Source organism: Sphingomonas yunnanensis (assembly GCF_019898765.1).
GTDB classification, from domain to species: Bacteria; Pseudomonadota; Alphaproteobacteria; order Sphingomonadales; family Sphingomonadaceae; genus Sphingomonas; species Sphingomonas yunnanensis.
Window position 1 is genome coordinate 963,701 of sequence record NZ_JAIOKB010000001.1, and the last position, 21,644, is coordinate 985,344.

General features: G+C 70.2%; 12 protein-coding genes. 4 read left to right on the forward strand and 8 right to left on the reverse strand.

What is annotated here, in order from left to right:
* Positions 1-5: 5 nt before the first annotated feature.
* Entirely contained in the window at positions 6-710 is a 705-nt protein-coding gene (locus K7957_RS04680) for a ComF family protein (RefSeq protein ID WP_223010763.1), read from the reverse strand.
* 56 nt (positions 711-766) lie between these two features.
* Here K7957_RS04680 and K7957_RS04685 point away from each other — a divergent pair, with 56 nt between their 5' ends.
* Positions 767-1,618 (forward strand): class I SAM-dependent methyltransferase, encoded by an 852-nt coding sequence (locus K7957_RS04685; protein WP_223010764.1) that lies wholly within the window; start codon positions 767-769, stop codon positions 1,616-1,618.
* 199 nt (positions 1,619-1,817) lie between these two features.
* Here the strand turns inward: K7957_RS04685 and K7957_RS04690 are convergent, their stop codons facing one another.
* The 6 genes from K7957_RS04690 to K7957_RS04715 all read right to left on the reverse strand — a co-directional run bounded on the left by K7957_RS04690 (position 1,818) and on the right by K7957_RS04715 (position 14,481).
* The gene (locus K7957_RS04690) at positions 1,818-2,204 is read right to left on the reverse strand and encodes a response regulator (RefSeq protein ID WP_223010765.1); all 387 of its coding nucleotides are present in this window, start codon (positions 2,202-2,204) and stop codon (positions 1,818-1,820) included.
* 74 nt (positions 2,205-2,278) lie between these two features.
* Positions 2,279-4,675 (reverse strand): ATP-binding protein, encoded by a 2,397-nt coding sequence (locus K7957_RS04695; RefSeq protein ID WP_223010766.1) that lies wholly within the window; start codon positions 4,673-4,675, stop codon positions 2,279-2,281.
* Complete coding sequence (locus tag K7957_RS04700) at positions 4,660-5,946, reverse strand: EAL domain-containing protein (protein ID WP_223010767.1); 1,287 nt, start codon at positions 5,944-5,946, stop codon at positions 4,660-4,662. Before K7957_RS04700 ends, K7957_RS04695 begins: the two co-directional genes overlap by 16 nt.
* Before the next feature lie 505 nt (positions 5,947-6,451).
* On the reverse strand, positions 6,452-7,948 hold the full coding sequence (locus tag K7957_RS04705; RefSeq protein WP_223010768.1) for a flavin-containing monooxygenase: 1,497 nt from the start codon (positions 7,946-7,948) through the stop codon (positions 6,452-6,454).
* A 144-nt stretch (positions 7,949-8,092) separates the two neighbouring features.
* Positions 8,093-12,343: a translocation/assembly module TamB domain-containing protein gene (locus K7957_RS04710; protein ID WP_223010769.1), complete on the reverse strand. Its 4,251-nt coding sequence runs from the start codon at positions 12,341-12,343 to the stop codon at positions 8,093-8,095.
* Positions 12,343-14,481, reverse strand: a complete 2,139-nt coding sequence (locus tag K7957_RS04715) for an autotransporter assembly complex protein TamA (RefSeq protein WP_223010770.1) — start codon at positions 14,479-14,481, stop codon at positions 12,343-12,345. The genes K7957_RS04710 and K7957_RS04715 overlap by 1 nt, the downstream gene beginning before the upstream one ends.
* 308 nt (positions 14,482-14,789) lie before the next feature.
* On the opposite strand from K7957_RS04715, the gene K7957_RS04720 reads away from it, so the two are divergent.
* From K7957_RS04720 to K7957_RS04730, 3 genes are read left to right on the forward strand one after another with little or no spacing between them, the layout of a single operon-like run.
* The gene (locus K7957_RS04720; RefSeq protein WP_223010771.1) at positions 14,790-16,028 is read left to right on the forward strand and encodes an efflux RND transporter periplasmic adaptor subunit; all 1,239 of its coding nucleotides are present in this window, start codon (positions 14,790-14,792) and stop codon (positions 16,026-16,028) included.
* A gap of 6 nt (positions 16,029-16,034) precedes the next feature.
* Positions 16,035-19,352 (forward strand): efflux RND transporter permease subunit, encoded by a 3,318-nt coding sequence (locus tag K7957_RS04725; RefSeq protein WP_223010772.1) that lies wholly within the window; start codon positions 16,035-16,037, stop codon positions 19,350-19,352.
* Positions 19,349-20,950: an efflux transporter outer membrane subunit gene (locus tag K7957_RS04730; RefSeq protein WP_223010773.1), complete on the forward strand. Its 1,602-nt coding sequence runs from the start codon at positions 19,349-19,351 to the stop codon at positions 20,948-20,950. Before K7957_RS04725 ends, K7957_RS04730 begins: the two co-directional genes overlap by 4 nt.
* Before the next feature lie 247 nt (positions 20,951-21,197).
* Here the strand turns inward: K7957_RS04730 and K7957_RS04735 are convergent, their stop codons facing one another.
* On the reverse strand, positions 21,198-21,623 hold the full coding sequence (locus tag K7957_RS04735) for a phasin family protein (RefSeq protein ID WP_223010774.1): 426 nt from the start codon (positions 21,621-21,623) through the stop codon (positions 21,198-21,200).
* Positions 21,624-21,644 lie beyond the last annotated feature (21 nt).

Sequence of the window (21,644 nt, forward strand, 5' to 3'; positions counted from 1 at the left end):
CGCTGTCAATCCGTACGCGGCAGCACGCGCGCCCAGACCAAGATCGATACGCTAGCCGCACCGGCAGCGAGCAGGGTCACGGTACAGGCGTCGGCGGTCGCACCGCTGGTGTAGACGTCGTCGACCAGCACCACATGCGCCCCGAGGAGTCGGGCGCGCCCGCGCTCGGTCACGCGGAAGGCGCCTGCCACCGCGCGATGCCGCTCGCCGGCGCCTCGCTGGCGCAGCATCGGCGTGGCGCGGTGACGCTCGAGCAGCCGAGCGTGCCATGCCACGCCGCTGAGCCGCGAGACGGCCGCCGCGATCAGCGCGGCCTGGTTGTAACCGCGCGACCACATGCGCCAGCGATGCAGCGGCACCGGCACCAGCAGCGTCGCCCCTACCGGCACCCAGCGCGCCATCAGCTTCGCCGCCGTCACAGCGTAAGCGGCACGGCCGCCGTGTTTGAGCCGCAGCGCGAGCGTGCGCGCCACCTCGCCATAAGCGACCGCGGCGCAGACCCCGGCGTGCCGCGGCGGCGCGGCGCGACAGTCGTCGCAGCGCGCACCCGCGCCTTCCGCAGCGGCGAGCGGCAGGTGACACGAGTCGCACCAGGGCGGCCCGAGCAGATGGAGCGACGCCCAGCAGTCCGGACAGAACCGACCCTGCGCCGAGACGATCGCGCCGCAACCGGGGCAGCGCGGCGGCAGCACCTGATCGATCAGCCGCATGAGCACGTCGCGCTTGTGGGCGACGCCGCGAGCGGGCACAAGCCGCCGGGCGACCCATGCAGCCTCCCGAGATCTTCGACCGCGCCGCGCGCCGCCGGCACCGCGACCGCGCTGCCGCCGACTTCGGTGCGCACGATTTCCTGCGCGCGGCGATGCTCGACGGTATCGCCGATCGACTCGACGCGGTGAAGCGCGACTTCGCCGACGTGCTCGATCTCGGCTGCTTTCGCGGCGACTTCGTGCCCCCGCCGGGCGCTCGCGTGGCGCGGCTCGATCCCGGCTTCGCCTTCGCGCGCGTCGCGGGCGGCGTGCAAGGTGACGAGGACAGGCTTCCCTTCGCCGACGAGTCGTTCGACCTGGTCGTCACCGCCGGCACGCTCGACACCGTCAACGACCTGCCGGGTGCGCTCGCCCTGGCGCGTCGCTGCCTCCGCCCCGACGGGCTGTTCCTCGGCGCCTTCGTCGGCGGTGGCAGTCTGGCACAGCTGCGCGCGGCGCTGCGCGGCGCGGAGGGACCCGCCGTGGCGCGGCTCCATCCCCTGGTCGACGTGCGCTCGGCGGGCGACCTCCTGGTGCGGGCGGGGTTCGCGCTGCCCGTCGCAGACGTCGAGACGCTCAGTGTCGGCTATGGCGGTCTCGGCCGGCTGCTCGACGACCTGCGCGGCATGGCCTCGAACAACGTGCTCGCCGACCGCCACCCGCTGCGCCGCGACACGCTGGCGCGTGCCGCCGGCGCCTTCGCCGCGCGCGCCGACGCGGACGATCGCGTGCGCGAGCGCTTCGACCTGGTCTTCCTCACTGGCTGGGCGCCGTCCCCCGACCAGCCCCAGCCCGCGCGGCGCGGCAGCGCGAGCGCGTCGCTGGCGGCGGCTCTGCGCGGGGGCGGCGAGCGCGCGTCGGGGGAGTGACGTGCTCTCCTGCTAACAGGAACTCCACAACGATCGCGCAGATCTTCGTTGAGCGTCCTCCTGCATTTGCTTCAGGATCCATGCGTCCGCGCGCTCTGACATCGAGGCGCTAGCGGGCGGGCCAATCCTGAAACGAGTTCAGGAGGACGAAGGGTCGGTAGCAGTCGAGCCCCGTGACCGTCTCGCCCAACAGGCCGGCTCAGATCAGCTCGTCGTCGTCGTCCTCAGCGAGCAGCCGGCCCATCGAGTCGAACAGAGCGTCCATCGCCACCGGCTTGAAGATAACGTCGTCCGCGCCCGCCTCGAGACAACGCTGTCGCAGGTCCACCGCGGTATCGGCGGTGACGACGATGATGGGCAGCCGCGCCTTGACATCGCCCCGTGCGCGGATGTGGCGGATCGCGGTGATCCCGTCCATGCCGGGCATGCGGAGGTCGACCAGGATCACGTCGAAATCGTCGCGATCGATCAGCTCGAGGCCGAGCTCCGCGCTCTCCGCCTCGACCATGGCGACGCCGGCGACGTCGAGCATGTCGCGAACGACGCGCCGGTTCATCCGGTCGTCCTCGATGAACAGAGCCGTCAACGCCGTCACTTCCGAGACCCCCTCCCCCGTCGGCAACGCGACCCGGCTTCTTCTTTCACAATCGTCCTAGCACATCATGCGGCGTCGCGCACCGTCACGCGAGGCATGCTCAGCACTGCCGCGACCAAGGCTTTCTTGGCTATCGGTTTCTCGATAACCTGGGTGATTGACGAGGCCCATTCGCCACGTCGCGCGGTTACCTCGGCGGTGGCGAGCAGCGCCACGGGGGCGCCCTCCGCCGCCGCACCGATCGCTGCCAGCTGCGCGGATAAGTCAGTGGTCGAGAGCGACGCGGCATCGACCAACACCCGAGCGGGCCGCGCGCGCGCGACGGCCGCCGGCGCCTCGTCGCCGTCGGCGAAGAGGATCGGACCCTGTCCGTCGAATAAGGTCTTGTACATCGCTCGCGTGATTGGGTTGCGCTCGATCACTACCAGCGCGATCGCCTCGACCGGCTCTTCCACGCCCTGCGCGGCGATGTAGGGCAGGTCGAGCACGAACGTGGCGCCCTCCTCGAGCCGGCTCGTCACGGAGACGTCCCCGCCCATCGCGCGCGCCAGGTTGCGGCAGATCGCCAGTCCCAGACCCGTGCCGCCGAACTGGCGGGTCGTTCCCGCGTCGGCCTGGCGGAACGACTCGAAGATCAGTTCCTGCGCCTCGGCGGCGATGCCGATACCACTATCCGCCACCGTGACGCGCAGCCGCTCGCCCGCGACCGCGACGTGCAGCGTCACATGCCCCGCAGGCGTGAACTTCACTGCGTTCGACAGCAGGTTGAAGACGATCTGCCGCAGCCGCGCGGGGTCTCCCATGATCCAGTGCGGTGCCGCATCGGCGTCCACGTCGAACGCCAGCCCCTTGGCGCGCGCCGGGTCGCGCCACAGCCGGGTCGATTCGGCGAGCACCGCGCGCAGGTCTAGCGGCACGGTCTCAATCGTCATACGCCCGGTCTCGATCTTCGCGACGTCGAGGATGTCGTCGACCAGCGCGCGCATCGTCACGCCCGCGCCATGGACGATGCCGAGCCGGTCGCGGGTCATCGGATCGAGCTTCGCGTCGGCGATCATGACCTGCGTCATGCCGAGGATACCGTTGAGCGGGGTGCGGATCTCGTGGCTGGTGGTGGCGAGGAACTCGGTCTTGGCGCGCAGTGCCTTGGCGAGCTCGCTGTTGCTCGCGGCGAGATCGGCGTTGGCGGCGCGGACCTCGTTGCGGCTGCGCCGGATCGTGAACAGGCCGATCGCGAGCAGCGCGATGATCAGCAGCGTGCCGGCGACGGTGCCGTAGAGCAGCACCCGCTGCGTGCGCGCGGTCTGACGCTCGAACGCCACCGACTTGGCGAGGTCGGCCGCTTTGAGCCGCGCGATCCGCAGCTCCTGATTGGCGTAATCGAAACGCGCCGCGGCGAGCGCGACGCTGTTCGAGCGCGCGATCTCGGTCGCCTGGTCGTCGAGCCGCTTGACCGCGCGCAACTGCGTCAGCGCCGCGGCGGAGTCGCCGCTCGCGACATAGATGCGATACGCGATATCGTGCACGTCACGGTCGGCGATCAGCGTGCTCTCGGGATCGACGCCGGCGAAACGCTGCGCGATCAGGGCGCGCGCGCGGGGTAGATCACCCAGCTGCAGCGCGGCGTCGGCCGAGAGGGCGAGCAGTTGCGGGCGCTGCACCGCGGCCGACTCCTCTCGCGTGAGCGCCAACCCGCGACGAATGTTGGCCTCGGCCCGCGCCGGCTGCCTCAGTCGGAGCTGCGCCTCGGCGATACTGCTGAGCGCCTGCGCCAGCGCGAACTGACTGCGCAGCGTCGCGGCGGCCTGCATCGCACGGCGGAACGACCCCTCGGCCTCGTCGAAGCGGCCGAGTGCCGACAGTGCCTGCCCGCGGCCGTTCTCGATCGCGACGGTAAGCCCAGGATCCGCGCCATATCGCTCCGATGCCTGGGAGAAATACCGCAGCGCCGTGGGATAGTCGCTGGCACTTCGATAGAGCAGCGCGATCAGCGTCAGCGCCTTGGCCTGGCTGCGTGGGTCGTGCAACGCGACGAAGCGCTCATGCGCGCGCTGAAGCACGGGTAATGCCTCAGTGATGCGGCCCGCGTCGGTCAGTGCACTGCCCTGCGAGAGCAGGATGTCGGCTGTGAGGTGGGAGCGTGCGTCCGCCACCCCGGCCTGGCGCTGCGCCTGAGTGAGCAGTTGGAGCGCGCGCTCCGGCTCGCCGATCCGGGTGAACGCCTCAGCCTCCAGCCACGTCAGAGTCGCGGCGCGGGTCCACTCGGCCGGCACGGTGGCGGCATCGGGTCGCGCTCGCGATCGCTCCGCCAGCGCGATGGCGCCACGCGGATCCACGAGCATCTGCTGCCGCATCTGCTCGACGGTCGCATCGGTCGACGGCGGCGCCGCGCGCAGCGGCGACGCCACGAGCGTGACCGCGAGGACGGCGCCCGCGAGCCGGCGGATCAGGCGCGCTTCCACGTCGCGCTGAGTCGCGTGAAGGACGCGCGCGTGTCGGCGGAGGCGCGATGGTGTCGCTCCTCCGCGAGGAAACTCGCGAGCGTCTCCAGCTCTACGGGCCGACTGAGCACGTAGCCCTGCACCATGTCGCACCCCATCACCGAGAGCAGCGCCAGCGCGGCGTGCGTCTCCACCCCCTCGGCGACCACCTCCATGTCGAGCGCATGCGCGAGGTCGATGGTGGAGCGGACGATCAGCGGGTCCCGATGCGAGCTGGTGATGCCGGTGATGAACAATTTATCGATCTTCAGCTCGCGCGCGGGCAGCTGCTTCAGATAGGCGAGGCTCGACAGGCCGGCGCCGTAGTCGTCGATCGAGACGGTGATGCCGATCGCGGCGAAGCGCTGCAGGTTCGCGATCGCGCCCTCTGGATCGCGGATCACCGCGGTCTCGGTTATCTCGAAGCCCAGCCGAGCGTCCGGGGCAGCTGCAATATAGTGGCACACGGCCTCGGCGAAGGCGGCGTCGGCCAGCACCTGACCCGATATGTTGATGAAGATGCGCACGTCGTGACCGAGCCTGCGCAGCCGCCGTTGATCCTGGATGGCGCGGCGCACCGTCCATAGCGTGAGCGGTCCGACACGGCGGCGCTCCTCCGCCAGCGGGATGAAGTCGGCGGGCGGGATCAGTCCCCGGCTCGGATGACGCCAGCGGATCAGCGCCTCCGCGCTCTTGATCACCTGCTGGCGGACGTGGAGCTTGGGCTGGTAGAACAGCTCCATCTCATCCTCGGCGAGCGCGCGGTCGAGTTCGCTCGCCAGATCCTCGCCGGCTACCAGCGCGGCACCGACGGTCTCGCCGCCGCCCGACGTCAGCGCCTGTGCCAGGGCAGCCTCGCTGGTCTCCGCCAGTGTCACGTCGTCGACCTCCGGCGCCGCGACAGCGCTGCCCACCGCCCAACCGAGACGCGCGGCATCGTCGCACCGCTCGTCCGCCGGATCGAAGAAGGCCCGCACTGCCGTCGAAACATGCTCCACCTCGTCGAGCGCGCCACCGCACCTAACCCGTATGACATCCTGCCCTACTGCGGCGACGCACGCCAGCGGCAGCGTATCCGCCAGGCGTGCCGCCGTCAGTACGGCAAGCTCCCCCGCCGAACTGGCGCCGAGCGACCGTCGCACCGCGGCGAAGTCGCGAACTCGCGCGAGCAGTTCGCCGCGACGAGCAAAGGCGACGGGCTGACGGTCGCGCGTCGCGTCGTCCGGCCCGGACGTCACAGGGGAGCAAGGCATGTCCATTCCGGAGCCACCCTAGGCCTCGCAGCTTAATGAATGACTTAGATACGTCCCACTTTGGGTTAACTGCAGGTTAATGGCGTTGAGACGTGGTGAAAAAAGCGTTACCTGCGCGTTACCCTTCGGGGGGGTTGAGCAATAAATAGGGAGAAGACCCATGTTCGCATTCGTTCTCGCGCTGATCGGTTTCGTCGGCACCACCATCAAGCCCTGGTAATCGGGAGTAGATCGATGCTCGCATTCGTTCTCGCGCTGGTCGGCTTCGTCGGCACCACCATCAAGCCCTGGTAATCGGAGAGCCCGATGTTCGCTTTCATTCTCGCGCTGGTCGGCTTCGTCGGCACCACCATCAAGCCCTGGTAATCGGAGAAGCACGATGCTCGCTTTCGTTCTCGCGCTGGTCGGCCTCGTCGGCACCACCATCAAGCCCTGGTAAGCAGTTCATACGCCCGGCGCGCGGCGCGACTACCGCTCCGCCGCCGGGCCTTAGTAATGCGTGGACTCACTTCTTTGCCGTCGGCCGGTGATCGGCTGCGGTAAAGTCAATTTCCTGAGCGACCGACCCCAAGCGCAGCGCGAGCACGTCGAGCGCGTAACTCTGGTTGAGCCGCCACGGCCGCCGGTGCCCTTGCCGCGGCAGCGCCGATAAGGCGCGCTGGATATAGCCCGAACTCAGTTCCGCGAACGGCACGTCCCTGACGCTGTCGGATCCCACCCGCGGCGTCGCACTCGCCGCGCCGCGCCGTCGCATCGCGCCGAGCAGCCGACACAGGTAGGCAGCCACCAGGTCCGCCTTGAGCGTCCAGGAGGCGTTGGTGTAGCCGAACGCGAAGCTGAAGTTCGGTACGTCCGACAGCATCATCCCCCTATATTGCAGCGACGCGGCGGGATCGATGATCGTCCCGTCCCGGGACAGAGTGACGCCGCCGAGCAGTAGAATCTCGAGGCCGGTGGCGGTCACGACGATGTCAGCCCGGACAAGGGTGCCGTCCGCGAGCAGCAGGCCGTCGCGGGTGAGACGGTCGATGGTTCCGGTGGCGACGCTGGCGCGCCCCTCGCGCAGCGCGGCGAAGAGATCACCGTCCGGGACAAGGCAGAGTCGCTGGTCCCAGGGATCGTAGCGCGGGGTGAAATGGGTCGCGACGTCATAATCGGCGCCGAGCTCGTGCCGCACCATCGCGATCAGTCGCCGCGCGACCCCACGCGGCCGCCTCCTCGCCAAGCGGTAGAAGAACTGGCCGAGCAGCACGTTCTTCCAGCGCGTGGCGGCATAAGCGGCGCGTTCCGGAAGCACGTCGCGCAGGCGGTCGGCGACGCGGTCGCGCGCCGGTCTCGACACGACGTAGCTCGGCGAGCGCTGCACCATCGTGACATGCGCCGCTGTGCGCGCGAGTGCGGGTACCAGCGTGACCGCGGTGGCGCCGCTGCCGATCACCGCGACGCGACGGCCTTTATAGTCGAGCCGCTCGGGCCAGAATTGCGGGTGGACGATCGTGCCCGTGAACTCGCTCTCCCCGGCGAGGGCGGGCCGGTGCGCACGGTCGTAGGCGTAATAGCCGGTGCAGGCGTGGAGCCAGTCGCAGGCGAGCGAGAGCGGTCCTGCGCCCTCGCGCTCGACCGTGAGCGTCCAACGCGACTCGCCGCTCGACCAATCGGCCGCGATGACGCGATGACCGAAGCGGATGTGCTCGGTGACGCCCTCCTCGCGCGCGGTCTCCTCGATATAGGTGCGGATCGCGGGCCCGTCTGCGATCGCCTCGGCGGCGCGCCAGGGACGGAAGGCGTAGCCGAGCGTATGCATGTCCGAGTCCGAGCGGACGCCGGGGTAGCGGAACAGGTCCCAGGTGCCACCGATCGCGTCCCGCGCCTCGAGGATCAGGAAACGCCGGTCGGGTAGCCGCCGCCGCAGCTGGCAGGCCGCACCGATACCCGACAGGCCGGCGCCGATGATGATGACGTCGTATCGATCCACCGCGCCTCTCCCGCTCTCTGGAGTCATCCTGAGCTCGTTTCAGGATCCACGGTACGGCAGGCGCCCCGACGCCTGAGGGTGCGGCACGGTGGATCCCGAAACAAGACGAGGATGACGCCGGTGGGTGGGATGGCGAAAGAGCGCGCGCCCACGCCGCCCCACCCCCCGGCGCTAGAAGTCGCGCGAGTAGCGCAGCTGCACGTTCGATCCGCCGAACGACCCCGCCTGCGACAGCACGCTGATCGCTTTGGTCAGCGCGATCGTCAGCTGGGTCGCGGTGAAGCCGCGCGCGTCGGTGACGATCTCGACGTAGATGTCGTCGGTCAGATACTTGCCCGCCGCCAGCGCCGAGCCGCGGCCGCTCGCCTCGTCCGCGCCGAGGATGCGCAGCCGGTCGAAGCCGGTGGCCGAGCGCAGCTTGCCGAGCGGGTTGAGCCCGCCGCCCGAGCCGCGCAGCGAGTTGAGCGCGCTGGCCAGCTGGATCGCCTCGGTCGCCGAGAGATTCTCCGGGTTGGTCCCGAACAGCAACCGGCTCAGCACCTCGTCCTGCGGCAGCGAGGGCGTCGAGGTGAAGGCGATCTGAGGGCGCTGGCCGGTGCCGGTGATCGCGATGTTGAAGGTGACATTGTCGTTGGTGGTGGTCGCCAGGATGTTGATGTCCGGATCGGTCAGCGCGCCGCCGCGGAAGCGCACCTGCCCGCGCTCCACCTCGAAGCGCTTGCCGGCGAACGAGTACGTACCGCGTACCAGGTCGAGTCCGCCGTTGATCACGGGTGCCGCCGAGGTGCCGCCGATGCGCATGTCCATCTGCCACTCGCTCTCCAGGCCCATGCCCGAGACGTAGAGCTGGTTGTCGGCGCGCACGCGCAGGTCGAGCTTGAACAGGCCCGGCGGCGACGCGGGCGCGGGCGCCTGGCCCGCCGCCTTGGCCGCGGCCGCGGCGGCCTGCTGGGCGAGGACCTCGCTCTTCTTGCGCACGCCGGTGAGCTCGGGCACCTCGGCGGCGCCCTGGCGGATGATCTCGTAGCGCGCGTTGGGCACGTTGATCTGACCGCTGATCAGCCCGCCACTTGCGCTGTTCTGGATGCGAAGATCACCGCTGGCGGTGGCGCCGAGCGCGTCGGAGCGCGCCAGCTGCGCGTCGCGCATCGCCACGCGGAGGTCGAGCGGGAAGCCCTGCGCCGCGGCGAGCCCGACATTGCCCTGTGCCTGCACCGTTCCCTGCCCGGCGCGCGCCTGCAGCTGCTGCAGCTCGAGCCGGTCGTTGTTGAACCGCGCGGCGATCTTCATGTTGGTCAGGCGCGTGCCATAGGCCTCGTTGTCATAGGTGAGGTTGTCGGCACGGATCAGGCCGATCACGCGCGGCGCCGAGACGGTGCCGCCGAAATCGGCCGCGATGGCCATCGGCCCGGTCAGCTGCTGCTGCGCCAGGCCGGCGAAGCTGAACAGCACGCCCGCGGGCCCGTTGTAGCGGATCCCGCCGCCGAGCGGCCCCTGCATCAGCCGCGTCGACCAGCTGCCGCTGCCCGAGGGCGTGAGTGTCGCCACCAGCCGCCCGACCGGCGTGCCGGCGCGCTTGATCAGCGCGCGTCCCTCACCCGCCGCGCTCGACAGCCGCCCCTGGAAGACGACGTCCACCGGCTCCGACACCGCGACCAGGCTCGATCGCGTGAAGTTGGTGACGTTGAGCCGGGCATCCGCGCGCGGGACGGCCTCGCCCTTGTCCTGGACATAGTCGAGGCTGCCGGTCGCCTGGCCGTTGACGCCGAGGTTGGGCACGAGCGCGCTGATCAGCGACAGGTCGAGGCGGTCGAGCCGCATCTGCGCCTGGGTCGCGCCGCCGCCGAAGCGGCCGGCGAGCCGCACCGAACCCTTGTCGAAGTCGAGTCGCGCCGGCTCCAGCTGATAGCCACCGTTCGCGGGCACGATCCGTGCCGGCTGCGCGGTGCGGAAGCCCACGTTGTTCGCCGCACCGCTCAGCGCGACCAGGTAGAGGCTGGGCGACAGGCGCGAGTTGACCGCGAGGCGGAAGGGCACGCCGTTGGAGCCGTTGAACAGCGCCTGCGCGGTGCCCGCGCCGTCGCGATAGTTCACCTTGACTCGACCGGTCTGGAGCAGGGTCGCGCCGTAGCGCAGGTTGGCGACCTGCGCGTCCGCGACGATCTGCGGCTTGTCGTAGAGCACCGCGTCGGCGGTGACGATCGCTCGGCCGATGCTGAAGCCGGCCATGCCCGGGATCGTCGCGCCCGCCGCCCGCGCGTTGACGCTCGCGCGCTGATATTTGCCCTGCGCGCCGAGCGCGACGTTGCCGTTCAGCCCGTTGCCGGCGAAGCGCACCTGCCCCGCGAAGGGACCCGCGGCGGTCTGGACGACGCGGCCGGCGAAGTCGATGCCGGCGAACAGCACGCGGCGGATGTCGACCGCGAGTTGGTTGCCCGGCGTGACCAGCACGTCGGCGGTGAAGGCGCCGTAGTTCGTGCCGCCGCTGGCGTTGACCTGATAGGCGCCGCCGCGGCCCACGACGCGCGCGTCGAGGTTGGCGAGGCCGATCCCGACGCCCGGCCGCGGCGCGCGCAGCCGCACGATCGGCGCGGTGGAGGAGCCGGTCACGCGCGCGTACAGCGGGCCGTACTGGTTCGAGTAAGCGTCGGCATCGACCAGCAGCGCGCCGTTGGCGGGATCGAAGCGACCCTGCCCGCGCGTGACGCGGAACTGCGGCGCGTTGAGCGACAGGCTCTGGAACGTCACCACGCCGGTCGGCGAGTAGCCGAACCGCGTGCTCATCACCGCGTTGCCGCCGAGGAAGTCGCGGACACCCGCGTTGAACAGCTGCTTGGTCTGGAGCGCGACGCGGCCGGTGATGCCGAACCCGCCGTTCGGCCCAGGCACGAGCTTGGCGTCGGTCTGGACGTTGACCACGCCGACGCTGTCGACGCGGAAATTGTTGACGCGGCCCTGCAGCCCGCCGGTGTAGCGGCCGGTGGCGGTGTTGGCAGCGATGATCGCGGTGGCGTCGATCGTGTCCGAGCGGATCCGGAGGTTGTCGGACAGGATGTTGGGCATGGCGATGGCGAGATCGCCGTCGATCCGCGCGTTGGTCGTGAGCCCGCCGAGCGCGGCGTTGAGCCCGGCGATGCGGCGCGCGCGCGCGTGCACCGGCACCAGGATGCGATCGCTGTTCACCCGCGCCAGCCCCTCGGCGTACAGGCCCTGCACCGAGGTCTGCTGGAAGCCGAGCGCGGCGGCGCGGATCTTATAGTCCACCGTGGGAGTCGCGAAGGCGCCGTTGAGCACCACGCGCGCGAGCACGTCGCGCCCACTCACACCCGGCATGATCGCGCCCGGCGTCAGCAGCTTGGCATCGACCGCGAAATTGCCGAAGCGGCTGTTCGCAAGATCGATGAGCCCGCCCGCGTCGACCGCGAGCGCCTGCGAGGCCAGCTTGACCCGCGTGTCGGCGCGCCGCTCGGCGAGCGTCACGTCGGCGGCGACGTTCAGCGCCGGCGCAGTCAGCCGCTCCACCGGTCCCTCGATGTAAAGGCCAGGCCGCGTCGGCCCGCGTACCTCAATATGGCCGTCGCGCGCGGTGATGGCGAGGTTGGCGAGCTCGCCGCCGCCCAGGCTGGCGAGCAGGCGCCCCTGCCACGACGTCCAGCTGCCTTTGCCCCCGAGTGTGGCCGTGAGCGGCGCCTTGAGCCCGGCGAGCTGCGCCACCGCGCCGTTGGCAGGCGCGGTGAGCCGCACGTCGAGGTCGAGCTTGTCGTCGTCGGGCACCGCGTCGAGCCGCACCCGCGCGACGTCGCCACCGGCGACGCCGGGGGCGCGCAGCGTCGCCGCGTCGACGACGAGCTGCGCGCGGCGATCGGCGATATGCGCCTGCCCGTCGAAGCGCGCGACGTGGCGCGCTCCGGCGACTGGCGGCTCCATCACGAAGCGCGCGACGTGGAGCCGGTCGATGTCGATGTCGAGATCGGGCAGCAGCGGCGCGTTCTCGTCCTCGGGCGTGGTCGGCGTCGGCTTGAGCTCGGGATTGCGCCGCAGCGTGATCAGCTCGGCCGAGACGCTGCGCACGTCGACGTGGTTGCGGGCGAAGGCGAACGGCCGCCAGTCGAGGTCGAGCCGCGGCGAGGTCAGGAACACGCCCTTGGGATCGCTGACGCGCACGTCGCTGAGCCGGAGCTGGCCGTACAGCGATCCGTCGATCCGGCCGACTTTGATGTTGAGACCCGAGGCGGTGGTGTAGCCGCCGATCTTATCGGCGACGAAGCGGCGGCCGGGATCGGTGTTGATCCCCAGCACGATCGCGACGACGAGCAGCACCAGCGCCGCGATCGCGATGCCGACCCACTTGAGCACGCGCTGCCACAGAGGGCGGCGGACGACGACGGTCTCGCCGGCGGTCGGGAGCGTGTCCTCGGCCATCAGAATGCCTGTCCGATCGAGATGTAGAGCGCGATCTTGCCGTCCCCTTCGCGCGGGTTGAGCGGGGTCGCGACGTCGACGCGCAGCGGCCCGAAATTGGTGTAGAAGCGACCGCCGATGCCGGCGCCGATGCGCAGGTCGCTGCCCTTGGGCAGGCTGCTCTCATAGGCGTTGCCCGCGTCGACGAAAGGCACGATCCCGAAATTGCCGAAGCGGTAGCGCGCCTCGAGCGCGAACTCGTTGATGCTGCGGCCGCCGAGCGGGCGCAGGTCGGCACGGTCGACGTTGCCGCTCGAGTCCGGGGTGAGCGAGGCGACCGGCTCGAGCGGCCCGAGCCGCTGGAAGCCGTAGCCGCGCACCGAGCCGCCGCCGCCGCCGTAATAGCGCCGCGACGGCGCGATATCGTCGCGCGCGATGCCGAAGATGCCGCCCGCGCGGGCGCGGCCCGCGATCACCAGGCTGTCGCTCACGGGATAATAGGCCGTGCCCTCAATCAAAGTGCGCGCATAGGGCTTGGTCTGGCCCGACACGGACACCTCGGGGCTGAGATTGAGCTTCAGGCGATAACCGCGGGTCGGGTTGAGCAGGTCGTCCGACGTGTCGAACAGCACCTGTCCCGGCAGCGCGACGACGCCGTAGGTCCGGCGGTCGCGGTCGAACTTGTCGAAGTCGAACACGCTCTCGTTGGTGCCAACCAGCTCGAAACCATAAGCGTAGGTGAATTTCTTCTGCCAGATCGGCGTCGAGTCGTAGCTCACCCGGCCCGACAGCGTGCCGGTGAAGGCGTCGAACGCGTCGTAGCTGGAGTGGTTGGCGCTCGCGAGCAGGCTGACGGTACGATCGCGCTTGCCCGCGTTCTGGCGCCGCAATCCGACCGAGAGGCCCTGCTGCTGCGTGCCCGCGATCACGCCGAGGATCAGCGCACCCTCGGGCGAGAAGCGGTTGCGGTTGGTGAAATTGGCCTCGGCCTTGACGCCCTCGCCGGTGTTGAAGCCGACCGAGCCCGACAGGCTCTTCGCCGGCCCGCGCGTCTGCCGCACCAGCAGGTCGACCTGCTCGGTCCCGTCTGCCGCGGTGACGCCGGTGCGCACCGGCTCGACCCCGACGCCGTTGAACAGCCCCGTCGCGACCAGCGCCTCGCGCAGGTCGTCGGTGAGTCGCGCGTCGTAGAGCTGCCCCTGGTCGAAACGCGGGAAGACGTTGAGGTGCTTGAGGTCGAACACCGGATCGCCCTCGGTGCGCAGCATGCCGAAGGAGGAACGCGGGCCGGTGTCGACGGGCAGCGTATAGTCGCCCTTGCCGGTCTGCTCGTCGAGCAGCACGTCGCGCTCGCTCAGCTTGACGAAAGGATACCCCTGCTGGGGCAGGCGCAGGCTTACGTTGGCCTCGGCGCCCTGGATCCGTGCCGCCTCGATCGGGTCGCCGACCCGGAGCGGCAGCTCACGGCGCACGAGCTCGGACGGCTGGGTCTCGCCCGCCTTCACCGTCACACTGCCGAGCTTGTACTGCTGACCCGGGGAGGCAGTGACTAGCGCGCGCAATCTCGCCGGCGTGCCCGCCACGGTCTCCACCGTCGCCACCGCGGTGCCGTCGTAATAGCCGAGCGACTTCATCAGCCGCAGCGCGAGCTGCTCGTCCTCGCGCGCCCGCGCCGAGACCTGGGTGGCGTTGTCCGCCTTGCCGCCGCCCTTCTTGAGCGCGGAGAGCGAGTCGAACTCGTCGGTGAGACCGAGTGGGTCGAGCCCCTGCACTTCGCTGGCATAGCGCACGTCGGGCTGGTCGCCGCGCGCTGGGTCGGCGACGGCCCGCAGCGGCTCGGTGTTGAAGCTGGAGAGCGGCTCGAGCGGTCGCGCGAGCTGCGGGTCCTCGGGCGGCGCGGCCGGCAGCGCGCCGGGCGTGATCGGCTGCTGCGCCGCCGCCTGCGCCGGAGCCTGCGCCGCGTCGGCCGGAGTCGGCGCGGGCGGCGCGGCATCGGCCGGCATCGGCTCGAGCGGAGCGTTGAGATCGCCCGACAAGGCGGGCAGCGCGGCGTCGAACTCGGCCTCGGGTACGATCGGCGCGCTGTCGGGAGCGGGCGCCGCGTCGGCTGGCTTAGGTGAGTCAGGCCCCCGCGCGGGCGCCGTGCCGGGCTTCTGCATCTGCGCCGAAGCGGCCGCACAGCCCAACGCCAGACCCGCGGAAGCGAGCAGCAGGCGCGAACGACGAACAGGAAAAGACAAGAAAATACGCCCCTTTAGGTAAGGCATGCGGCATTCCGCTTAGCCCCCGATATTCGTTAACGTACCACGGCGGGATCGGTTTCCTAGCATTGCCGCAGCGTCAGCCCTGCCGCCCGCCGATCAGGGTCGATGAACTGGAAATTTCTGGCACCCTTGCGAAACATTTGCGACAAATTGCGGTTAGGCGCCGGGGCAGCCCGAAGTCTCTCGCGGGGATAAGACTGAGAATGCGTATCGAGGTTCGGCCGGGCCGCCAGGTCATCGGCGGTGTGGCGGCGTCGGCGCTGCTCGCGCTCGCCGCCTGCGGCGGTGGCGGGGGTGACGCGGCCAAGGCCAAGGAGAAGGGCGGCGCGCCGGGCCAGTCGGGCCCAGTCACGGTCGGCTATGTCGTCGTCCAACCGACGTCGGTGCCGACCACCAGCGAGCTGCCCGGCCGCACCGTCGCCTATCAGAGCTCGGAAGTGCGCCCGCAGGTCTCGGGCGTGATCCAGCGCCGCTTCTTCACCGAGGGCGCGATCGTCAAGCGCGGCCAGCCGCTCTACCAGATCGATCCCTCGCTCTATCGCGCCAGCGCCAACCAGGCGAGCGCCAACGTCGCCAACGCCCAGGCAACCTTTGAGGCCGCCAAGATCCGCGCCGACCGCTACAAGCCGCTCGCGCAGATGGAGGCGATCAGCGCGCAGGACTATACCGACGCCGTCGCGACGCAGCGCCAGGCCGCGGCGACGATCGCGGTCAACCGCGCGCAGCTCGATACGGCGCGGGTCAACCTGCGCTTCACCACCGTTCCCGCGCCGATCACCGGACGGATCGGCCGCTCGCTCTTCACCGTCGGCGCGCTGGTCAGCTCGACCCAGACCGACCCGCTCGCGACGATCCAGCAGCTCGACCCGATGTTCGTCGACATCCAGCAGTCGAGCGCCAACCTGCTCGCGCTGCGCCGCAGCCTCGCCTCCGGCGGCGCCGTCCCGGCGCGTGCCGAGGTGACGCTCAAGCTCGAGGACGGCAGCGACTACGGCATCAAGGGCAATGTCGAGTTCGCCGAGGTCGTGGTCGATCCCAGCACCGGCACGGTGACGCTGCGCGCGCGCTTCCCCAACCCCGACGGGCTGCTGCTGCCGGGCATGTTCGTCCGCGCGGTGTTCTCGCAGTCGATCCAGCAGAACGCCTTCCTCGTGCCGCAGACCGCGATCACGCGCGATGCCAAGGGCAATGCGACGCTCTACGTGGTCGGCGCGAACAACCGGGCCGAGCAGCGCACCGTCACCGCCGAGCGGACGCAGGGCGCCTATTGGGTCGTGATCGACGGGCTCAAGGCGGGCGACAGGGTCATCACCCAGGGCCTCGCCAACGTGAAGCCCAAGACCCCGCTCCAGCCTGTGCCGGCCGACACGCCGCAGAAGGTGCAGGCGCCCTCCCCCGAGCAGATGGACAAGATGTCGTCGGCCAAAGGCAAGGCCGGCTAACCGCTCATGTCCCGCATCTTCATCGATCGGCCGATCTTCGCCTGGGTGCTCGCCATCATCGTGATGCTGGCGGGCGTCGGCGCGATCCTGTCGCTGCCGATCGCGCAATATCCCGACGTCGCGCCGCCGCAGGTCTCGATCCGCGCGACCTTCCCCGGTGCCAACGCGCAGACGCTGCAGAACAGCGTCACCCAGGTGATCGAGCAGCAGCTCACCGGCATCGACGGATTGCTCTACTTCCAGTCGAGCTCGTCGAGCCGCGGCTCGGTGACGATCACCGCGACGTTCAACAAGGGCACCGATCCGGACATCGCGCAGGTCCAGGTGCAGAACCAGGTGCAGCAGTCGCTCAGCCGGCTGCCGCAGCAGGTGCAGCAGCAGGGCCTGGTGGTGCGCAAGTCCAACCCGGATTTCCTGCTGATCGTCGGCGTCTATGACGTCACCGATAAGCTGACCAACCAGGACGTCTCGGACTATCTCGTCTCCAACCTCCAGGACCCGCTCGGCCGCATCCAGGGCGTGGGCGACACCAACGTGTTCGGCTCGCAATATGCGATGCGGGTGTGGCTCGATCCGGAGAAGCTCAACAGCTACCAGCTGATGCCTGGCGACGTCGTCACCGCCATCACCAACCAGAACACCGAGGTCGCGGCGGGCGAGATCGGCGGCCAGCCGATGCCGTCCACGCAGATGCTCAACGCGATCGTCACCGCCCAGTCGCGGCTGCAGACGCCGGCCGAGTTCGCCAACATCATCCTCAAGACGCAGAGCAGCGGCGCCACGGTGCGGCTCTCCGACGTGGCGCGGATCGAGCTGGGCGCGGAGAGCTACAACGCGTTCAGCCGGGTCAACCGCCACCCCGGCGCCGGCATCGCGGTACTGCTCGCGCCCGGCGCCGACGCGCTCAAGACCGCCGAGCTGGTCAAGGCGCAGGTCGCCGCCGCCGCCAAGGGCTTCCCGCCCGGCCTCGAATATGCCTTCGCCAACGACACGACCAACTTCATCAAGCTGTCGATCGAGGAGGTGGTGAAGACGCTGATCGAGGCGATCATCCTCGTCGTCATCGTCATGTTCGTCTTCCTCCAGAGCTGGCGCGCCACGTTGGTGCCGGCGATCGCCGTGCCGGTGGTGCTGCTGGGGACCTTCGCGGTCTTCTACGTCGCCGGCTTCTCGATCAACACGCTGACCCTGTTTGGCCTCGTCCTCGCGATCGGCCTGCTGGTCGACGACGCGATCGTCGTGGTCGAGAACGTCGAGCGGCTGATGGACGAGAACCCCGGCATGACGCCGCGCGAGGCGACGATCGAGTCGATGAAGGAGATCACGGTCGCGCTGGTCGCGATCGCGCTGGTCCTCTCCGCCGTGTTCATGCCGATGGCCTTCTTCGGCGGGTCGACCGGCGTGATCTACCGTCAGTTCTCGCTGACGATCGTGTCGGCGATGGTGCTGTCGGTGTTGGTCGCGCTGATCCTCTCGCCCGCGCTCACCGCGACGCTGCTCAAGCAGAGCCACGACGAGAACGGCGATCCGATCGAGCAGAGCTGGCTCGGCCGCAAATTCCCCAAGGCGGCGCACTTCCTCGAGCGCGCGCGAGACAAATTCAACGACACGTTCGACAAGGGGGTCGCGCGCTACGTCGCCGGAGTGCGCCGCGTGATCGACCGCAAGTGGATCTTCCTGCTGGTCTATGTCGCCACCGTGGCGCTGCTCGCGATCCTGTTCCTGCGGCTGCCGACCGGCTTCCTGCCGACCGAGGACCAGGGCAGTGCGCTGGTGCAGTTCCAGCTCCCCGCCGGCGCCACGCGCTCGCGCACCGAGGAGGTGCAGCACCGCGTCGAGGACTATCTCGCCGGCAGCGAGGGCAAGAACGTCACCACCATGTTCACCGTCAGCGGCGGCGGGGGCGGCGGAGTCAGCGGGCAGAACACCGGCCAGGGGTTCGTCAATCTGACCGACTGGGCCGACCGCAAGGGCAAGGAGAATACCGCCGACGCGATCGTGGCACGTGCCTCGGCGGCGTTCCGGGGCCTGCGCGACGCGCGCGTCTTCGCGCTCGTGCCGCCCGCGATCCGCGGTCTCGGCCAGTCGAACGGCTTCACCATGGAGCTGCAGAACACCAGCGGCATGACCGCGGAGAAGTTCAACGACGCCAAGGACCGCTTGCTCGCGCTCGCCAACGCCGACCCGGCCCTGACCGCGGTGCGCCTGACCGAGCTGCCCGACGTCGGCACGCTCAAGGTAGAGGTCGACCAGCAGAAGCTCGCCGCCTTCGGGCTGAGCCAGGCCGACGTCAACACGACGCTATCGACCGCCTGGGGCGGCCGCTACGTCAACGACTTCGTCGACCGCGGCCGGGTCAAGCGCGTGTTCGTCCAGGGTGACGCGCCGTACCGCGCCGCGCCGACCGACCTCAATCAATGGTTCGTGCGCGGCAGCAGCGGGCAGATGGTACCTTTCTCCGCCTTCGCGCGGATCGGCTGGAGCCAGGCGCCGGTGATCCTGTCGCGCTTCAACGGCGTGCCGTCGTTCGAATTCCAGGGCTCGGCGGCGGCGGGCAAGAGCTCGGGCGACGCGATGACGCGGATACAGGAGCTCGCCGGTCAGATACAGGGGACGAGCGTGTCCTGGGCCGGTCTGTCGTACCAGGAGCGACTGTCGTCCGGTCAGGCGCCGCTGCTCTACGGCCTGTCGATCCTCGTCGTCTTCCTGTGCCTCGCCGCGCTGTACGAGAGCTGGTCGATCCCCTTCGCGGTGCTGTTGATCATCCCCTTGGGGCTGATCGGCGCGATCCTCTTCACCACGCTGCGCGGGCTGATCAACGACGTCTACCTCCAGATCGGCCTGCTGACGACCATGGGGCTGGCGGCGAAGAACGCGATCCTGATGATCGAGTTCGCCGAGCAGGAGGAGAAGAAGGGCAAGCGCGTGATCGACGCCGCGCTCTCCGCCGCGCGTATCCGGCTCCGACCGATCATCATGACCAGCCTCGCCTTCATCTTCGGCGTGTTGCCACTGGCGATCTCGACCGGCGCGGGTGCCAACAGCCGGATCGCGATCGGCACCTCGGTGATCGGCGGCATGCTGACCGCGACGGTGCTGGCGATCTTCTACATCCCGCTGTTCTTCGTGCTGGTGCGGCGCGGCTTCCGCGACGGCCTCAAGGGCCTGCGCCGCGGCGCCGACCCGAGCCCGGACGAGGACGAAGGCGGGGGAAGCGATGACCACGGCGGCCCGAAGGGCGGCGCGCCCGGCGGCGAGCGCCCGCCGCAGCTGCCGCGTCCGATCGACCACCCCGCGCTGCCCGCGCCGGAGCCTGCCCGATGACCCGCCTCCCCGCGCTCGTCGCGCTCGCCGCCGGCACCGCGCTGGCGGGCTGCTCACTCGCGCCGACCTATGTGCGCCCCGCCGCGCCGGTGCCGACCTCCTGGCCCGCCGGCGACGCCTATCTGCGCCAGTCCGAGGCGCGACTGCCCAGCGTCACCTACCGCGACATCTTCCGCGACCCGCGGTTGCAGGCGATCATCGACCAGGCGCTCGCCAACAACCGCGACCTGCGCGTCGCGGTGGCGAACATCGAGGCGACTCGCGCGCAATATCGCATCCAGCGCGCCGATCTCTTCCCCCAGGTCAGCGCCACCGGCGCCTATAGCTACCGTGACAGCGGCAACAGCGGGGTGGTCACCGGCACCAACAGCGGCGGAACGACCGGCACCGGCACGGGGGCGGGCGGCACCGGAACCGGTAATGGCGCCGTGGGCACGGGCACCGGCGGAACCGGGACCGGCACCGGCGTCACGACCGTCTCCTCGGCGCGGAGCACCTTCCAGGCGCAGCTGGGCGTCACTGCCTTCGAGATCGATCTGTTCGGCCGCGTCCGCTCGCTCACCAGCGCGGCGCTGTCGCGCTATTTCGCGCAGGAGGCGGCGGCGCGCGCCACGCGGCTGACGCTGGTGGGCGACATCGCCAACGCCTGGCTCACCTACGCCGCCGACCGCAGCCTGCTCACCGTCGCGCAGCAGACCGCCGAGGCAGCACGCGCGAGCGTGAAGCTCACCGACGCGCGCCTCCGCGGCGGCGTGGCGCCGCGCACCGACCTGCGCCAGGCCCAGCAGATCCTCGCCACCGCCGAGGCCGACCTGGCGCAGCAGACCACGCTGCTGGCGCAGGACGTCAACGCGCTCCAGCTGCTCGTCGGCGCGCCGGTCGACCCGGCGCTGCTGCCCGGCTCGATCGAGCAGGCCGCGGCGACGATCGGCGAGCTGCCCGCCGGGATCGACTCGGGCGTGCTGTTGCGCCGCCCCGATGTGGTGCAGGCGGAATATGCGCTGCGCGCCTACAACGCCGAGATCGGCGCCGCCCGCGCCGAGCTGTTCCCGCGCATCTCGCTCACCGGGCTGGTCGGCTTTGCCAGCACCGCGCTGCGCACGCTCTTCAACAGTGGCTCTTTCAATTACTCGATCGCGCCCAACGCGAGCTACCCGATCTTCCGCGCCGGGGCGGGGCGCGCCGGGGTCGCCTATAGCGTGGCGCAGCGCGACGCCGCGCTGGCGAGCTACGAGCAGACGATCCAGACCGCGTTCCAGGAGGTGTCGGACGCGCTGGCGCGGCGCGGCACGATCACCGAGCAGCTCGCCGCCAACCGCCGCTTCTACGAGGCGGCGTCGGACACACTCAACCTCACCAACGCGCGTTACCGCGGCGGGATCGACACTTTCCTGTCGTCGCTCGACGCGCAGCGCCAGCTCTACTCGGCGCAGCAGACCCTGGTGCAGACCCAGCTGACCCGCGCGACCAACCTCGTGACGCTGTACCGTACCCTCGGCGGCGACTCGCTGCTCGAGGCCACGCCCCAGGGACCGGTGACCGCGACCGGTGGCGAGGCGGACGCGGCGGGTGTGCGCGCGCCGGCGGGGGCGCGGTAGCCGATCTGGCTGTCGTGCTCCAGCGGACGGAGGACCTCGGAGCCGAGACCGCGCCGCCCCGTGGCTCAGGGCTCCTGCGTCCGCAGGATCATGGCTTCGAGCGGTGGACCGCCTCTTCAGCAATATGCGTCATCCTGAACTCGTTTCAGGACCCACCGTCCCGCACCATCAGTCGGCCGGGTGCCTGCGGGACAGTGTATCCTGAGATAAGCTCAGGATGACGCTGGAACCGGTGCGGGCGGACCCGCTATTCCTCCTGCTTCGGCTCCTCGCCCCGCCCGGTCGGCTGGATCGCCTCGCGACCGAACTGCATGATGAGCTGCCCGATCTCGCGCGCCTGCTCCATCGAGCGCTGTCCCTGCTCGCGCAGATACTCGCCCTGGATCCGCATCACCTCGGTGAGGTCGCGCGCGCCCGCGGCGGAGCGCAGCGCGGCGAAGGCCTCGCGTGCGTTGGCCTCGGCCTGGTCGATGATCGTCGAGCCCAGCGCCGACCCGTTCTGCGCGATCCGCTCGCCGGACGCGCGCATCGCCTCCCCCGCACGCCGCGCCGGGTCGACCACATGCTCGTTGAACGCGTCGCGTATCTGCTCGGCGCCGTGCCGCGCCTGATCCGCCGCGCCCGCTCCGCCGAGGCCACCCTCGCCGCCCTTGTCCGCACCGTGGTCGCTCATGCTCGCTCTCCTTGCCGGCGG

Excerpts from the sequence above, each read along its gene's own strand:
- K7957_RS04705 (WP_223010768.1), bottom strand. The coding sequence starts at position 7,948 with ATGACTCCAGAGAGCGGGAGAGGCGCGGTGGATCGATACGACGTCATC.
- K7957_RS04720 (WP_223010771.1), top strand. The coding sequence starts at position 14,790 with ATGCGTATCGAGGTTCGGCCGGGCCGCCAGGTCATCGGCGGTGTGGCG.
- K7957_RS04685 (WP_223010764.1), top strand. The coding sequence starts at position 767 with ATGCAGCCTCCCGAGATCTTCGACCGCGCCGCGCGCCGCCGGCACCGC.
- K7957_RS04700 (WP_223010767.1), bottom strand. The coding sequence starts at position 5,946 with ATGCCTTGCTCCCCTGTGACGTCCGGGCCGGACGACGCGACGCGCGAC.
- K7957_RS04710 (WP_223010769.1), bottom strand. The coding sequence starts at position 12,343 with ATGGCCGAGGACACGCTCCCGACCGCCGGCGAGACCGTCGTCGTCCGC.
- K7957_RS04680 (WP_223010763.1), bottom strand. The coding sequence starts at position 710 with ATGCGGCTGATCGATCAGGTGCTGCCGCCGCGCTGCCCCGGTTGCGGC.
- K7957_RS04735 (WP_223010774.1), bottom strand. The coding sequence starts at position 21,623 with ATGAGCGACCACGGTGCGGACAAGGGCGGCGAGGGTGGCCTCGGCGGA.
- K7957_RS04725 (WP_223010772.1), top strand. The coding sequence starts at position 16,035 with ATGTCCCGCATCTTCATCGATCGGCCGATCTTCGCCTGGGTGCTCGCC.
- K7957_RS04730 (WP_223010773.1), top strand. The coding sequence starts at position 19,349 with ATGACCCGCCTCCCCGCGCTCGTCGCGCTCGCCGCCGGCACCGCGCTG.
- K7957_RS04715 (WP_223010770.1), bottom strand. The coding sequence starts at position 14,481 with ATGCAGAAGCCCGGCACGGCGCCCGCGCGGGGGCCTGACTCACCTAAG.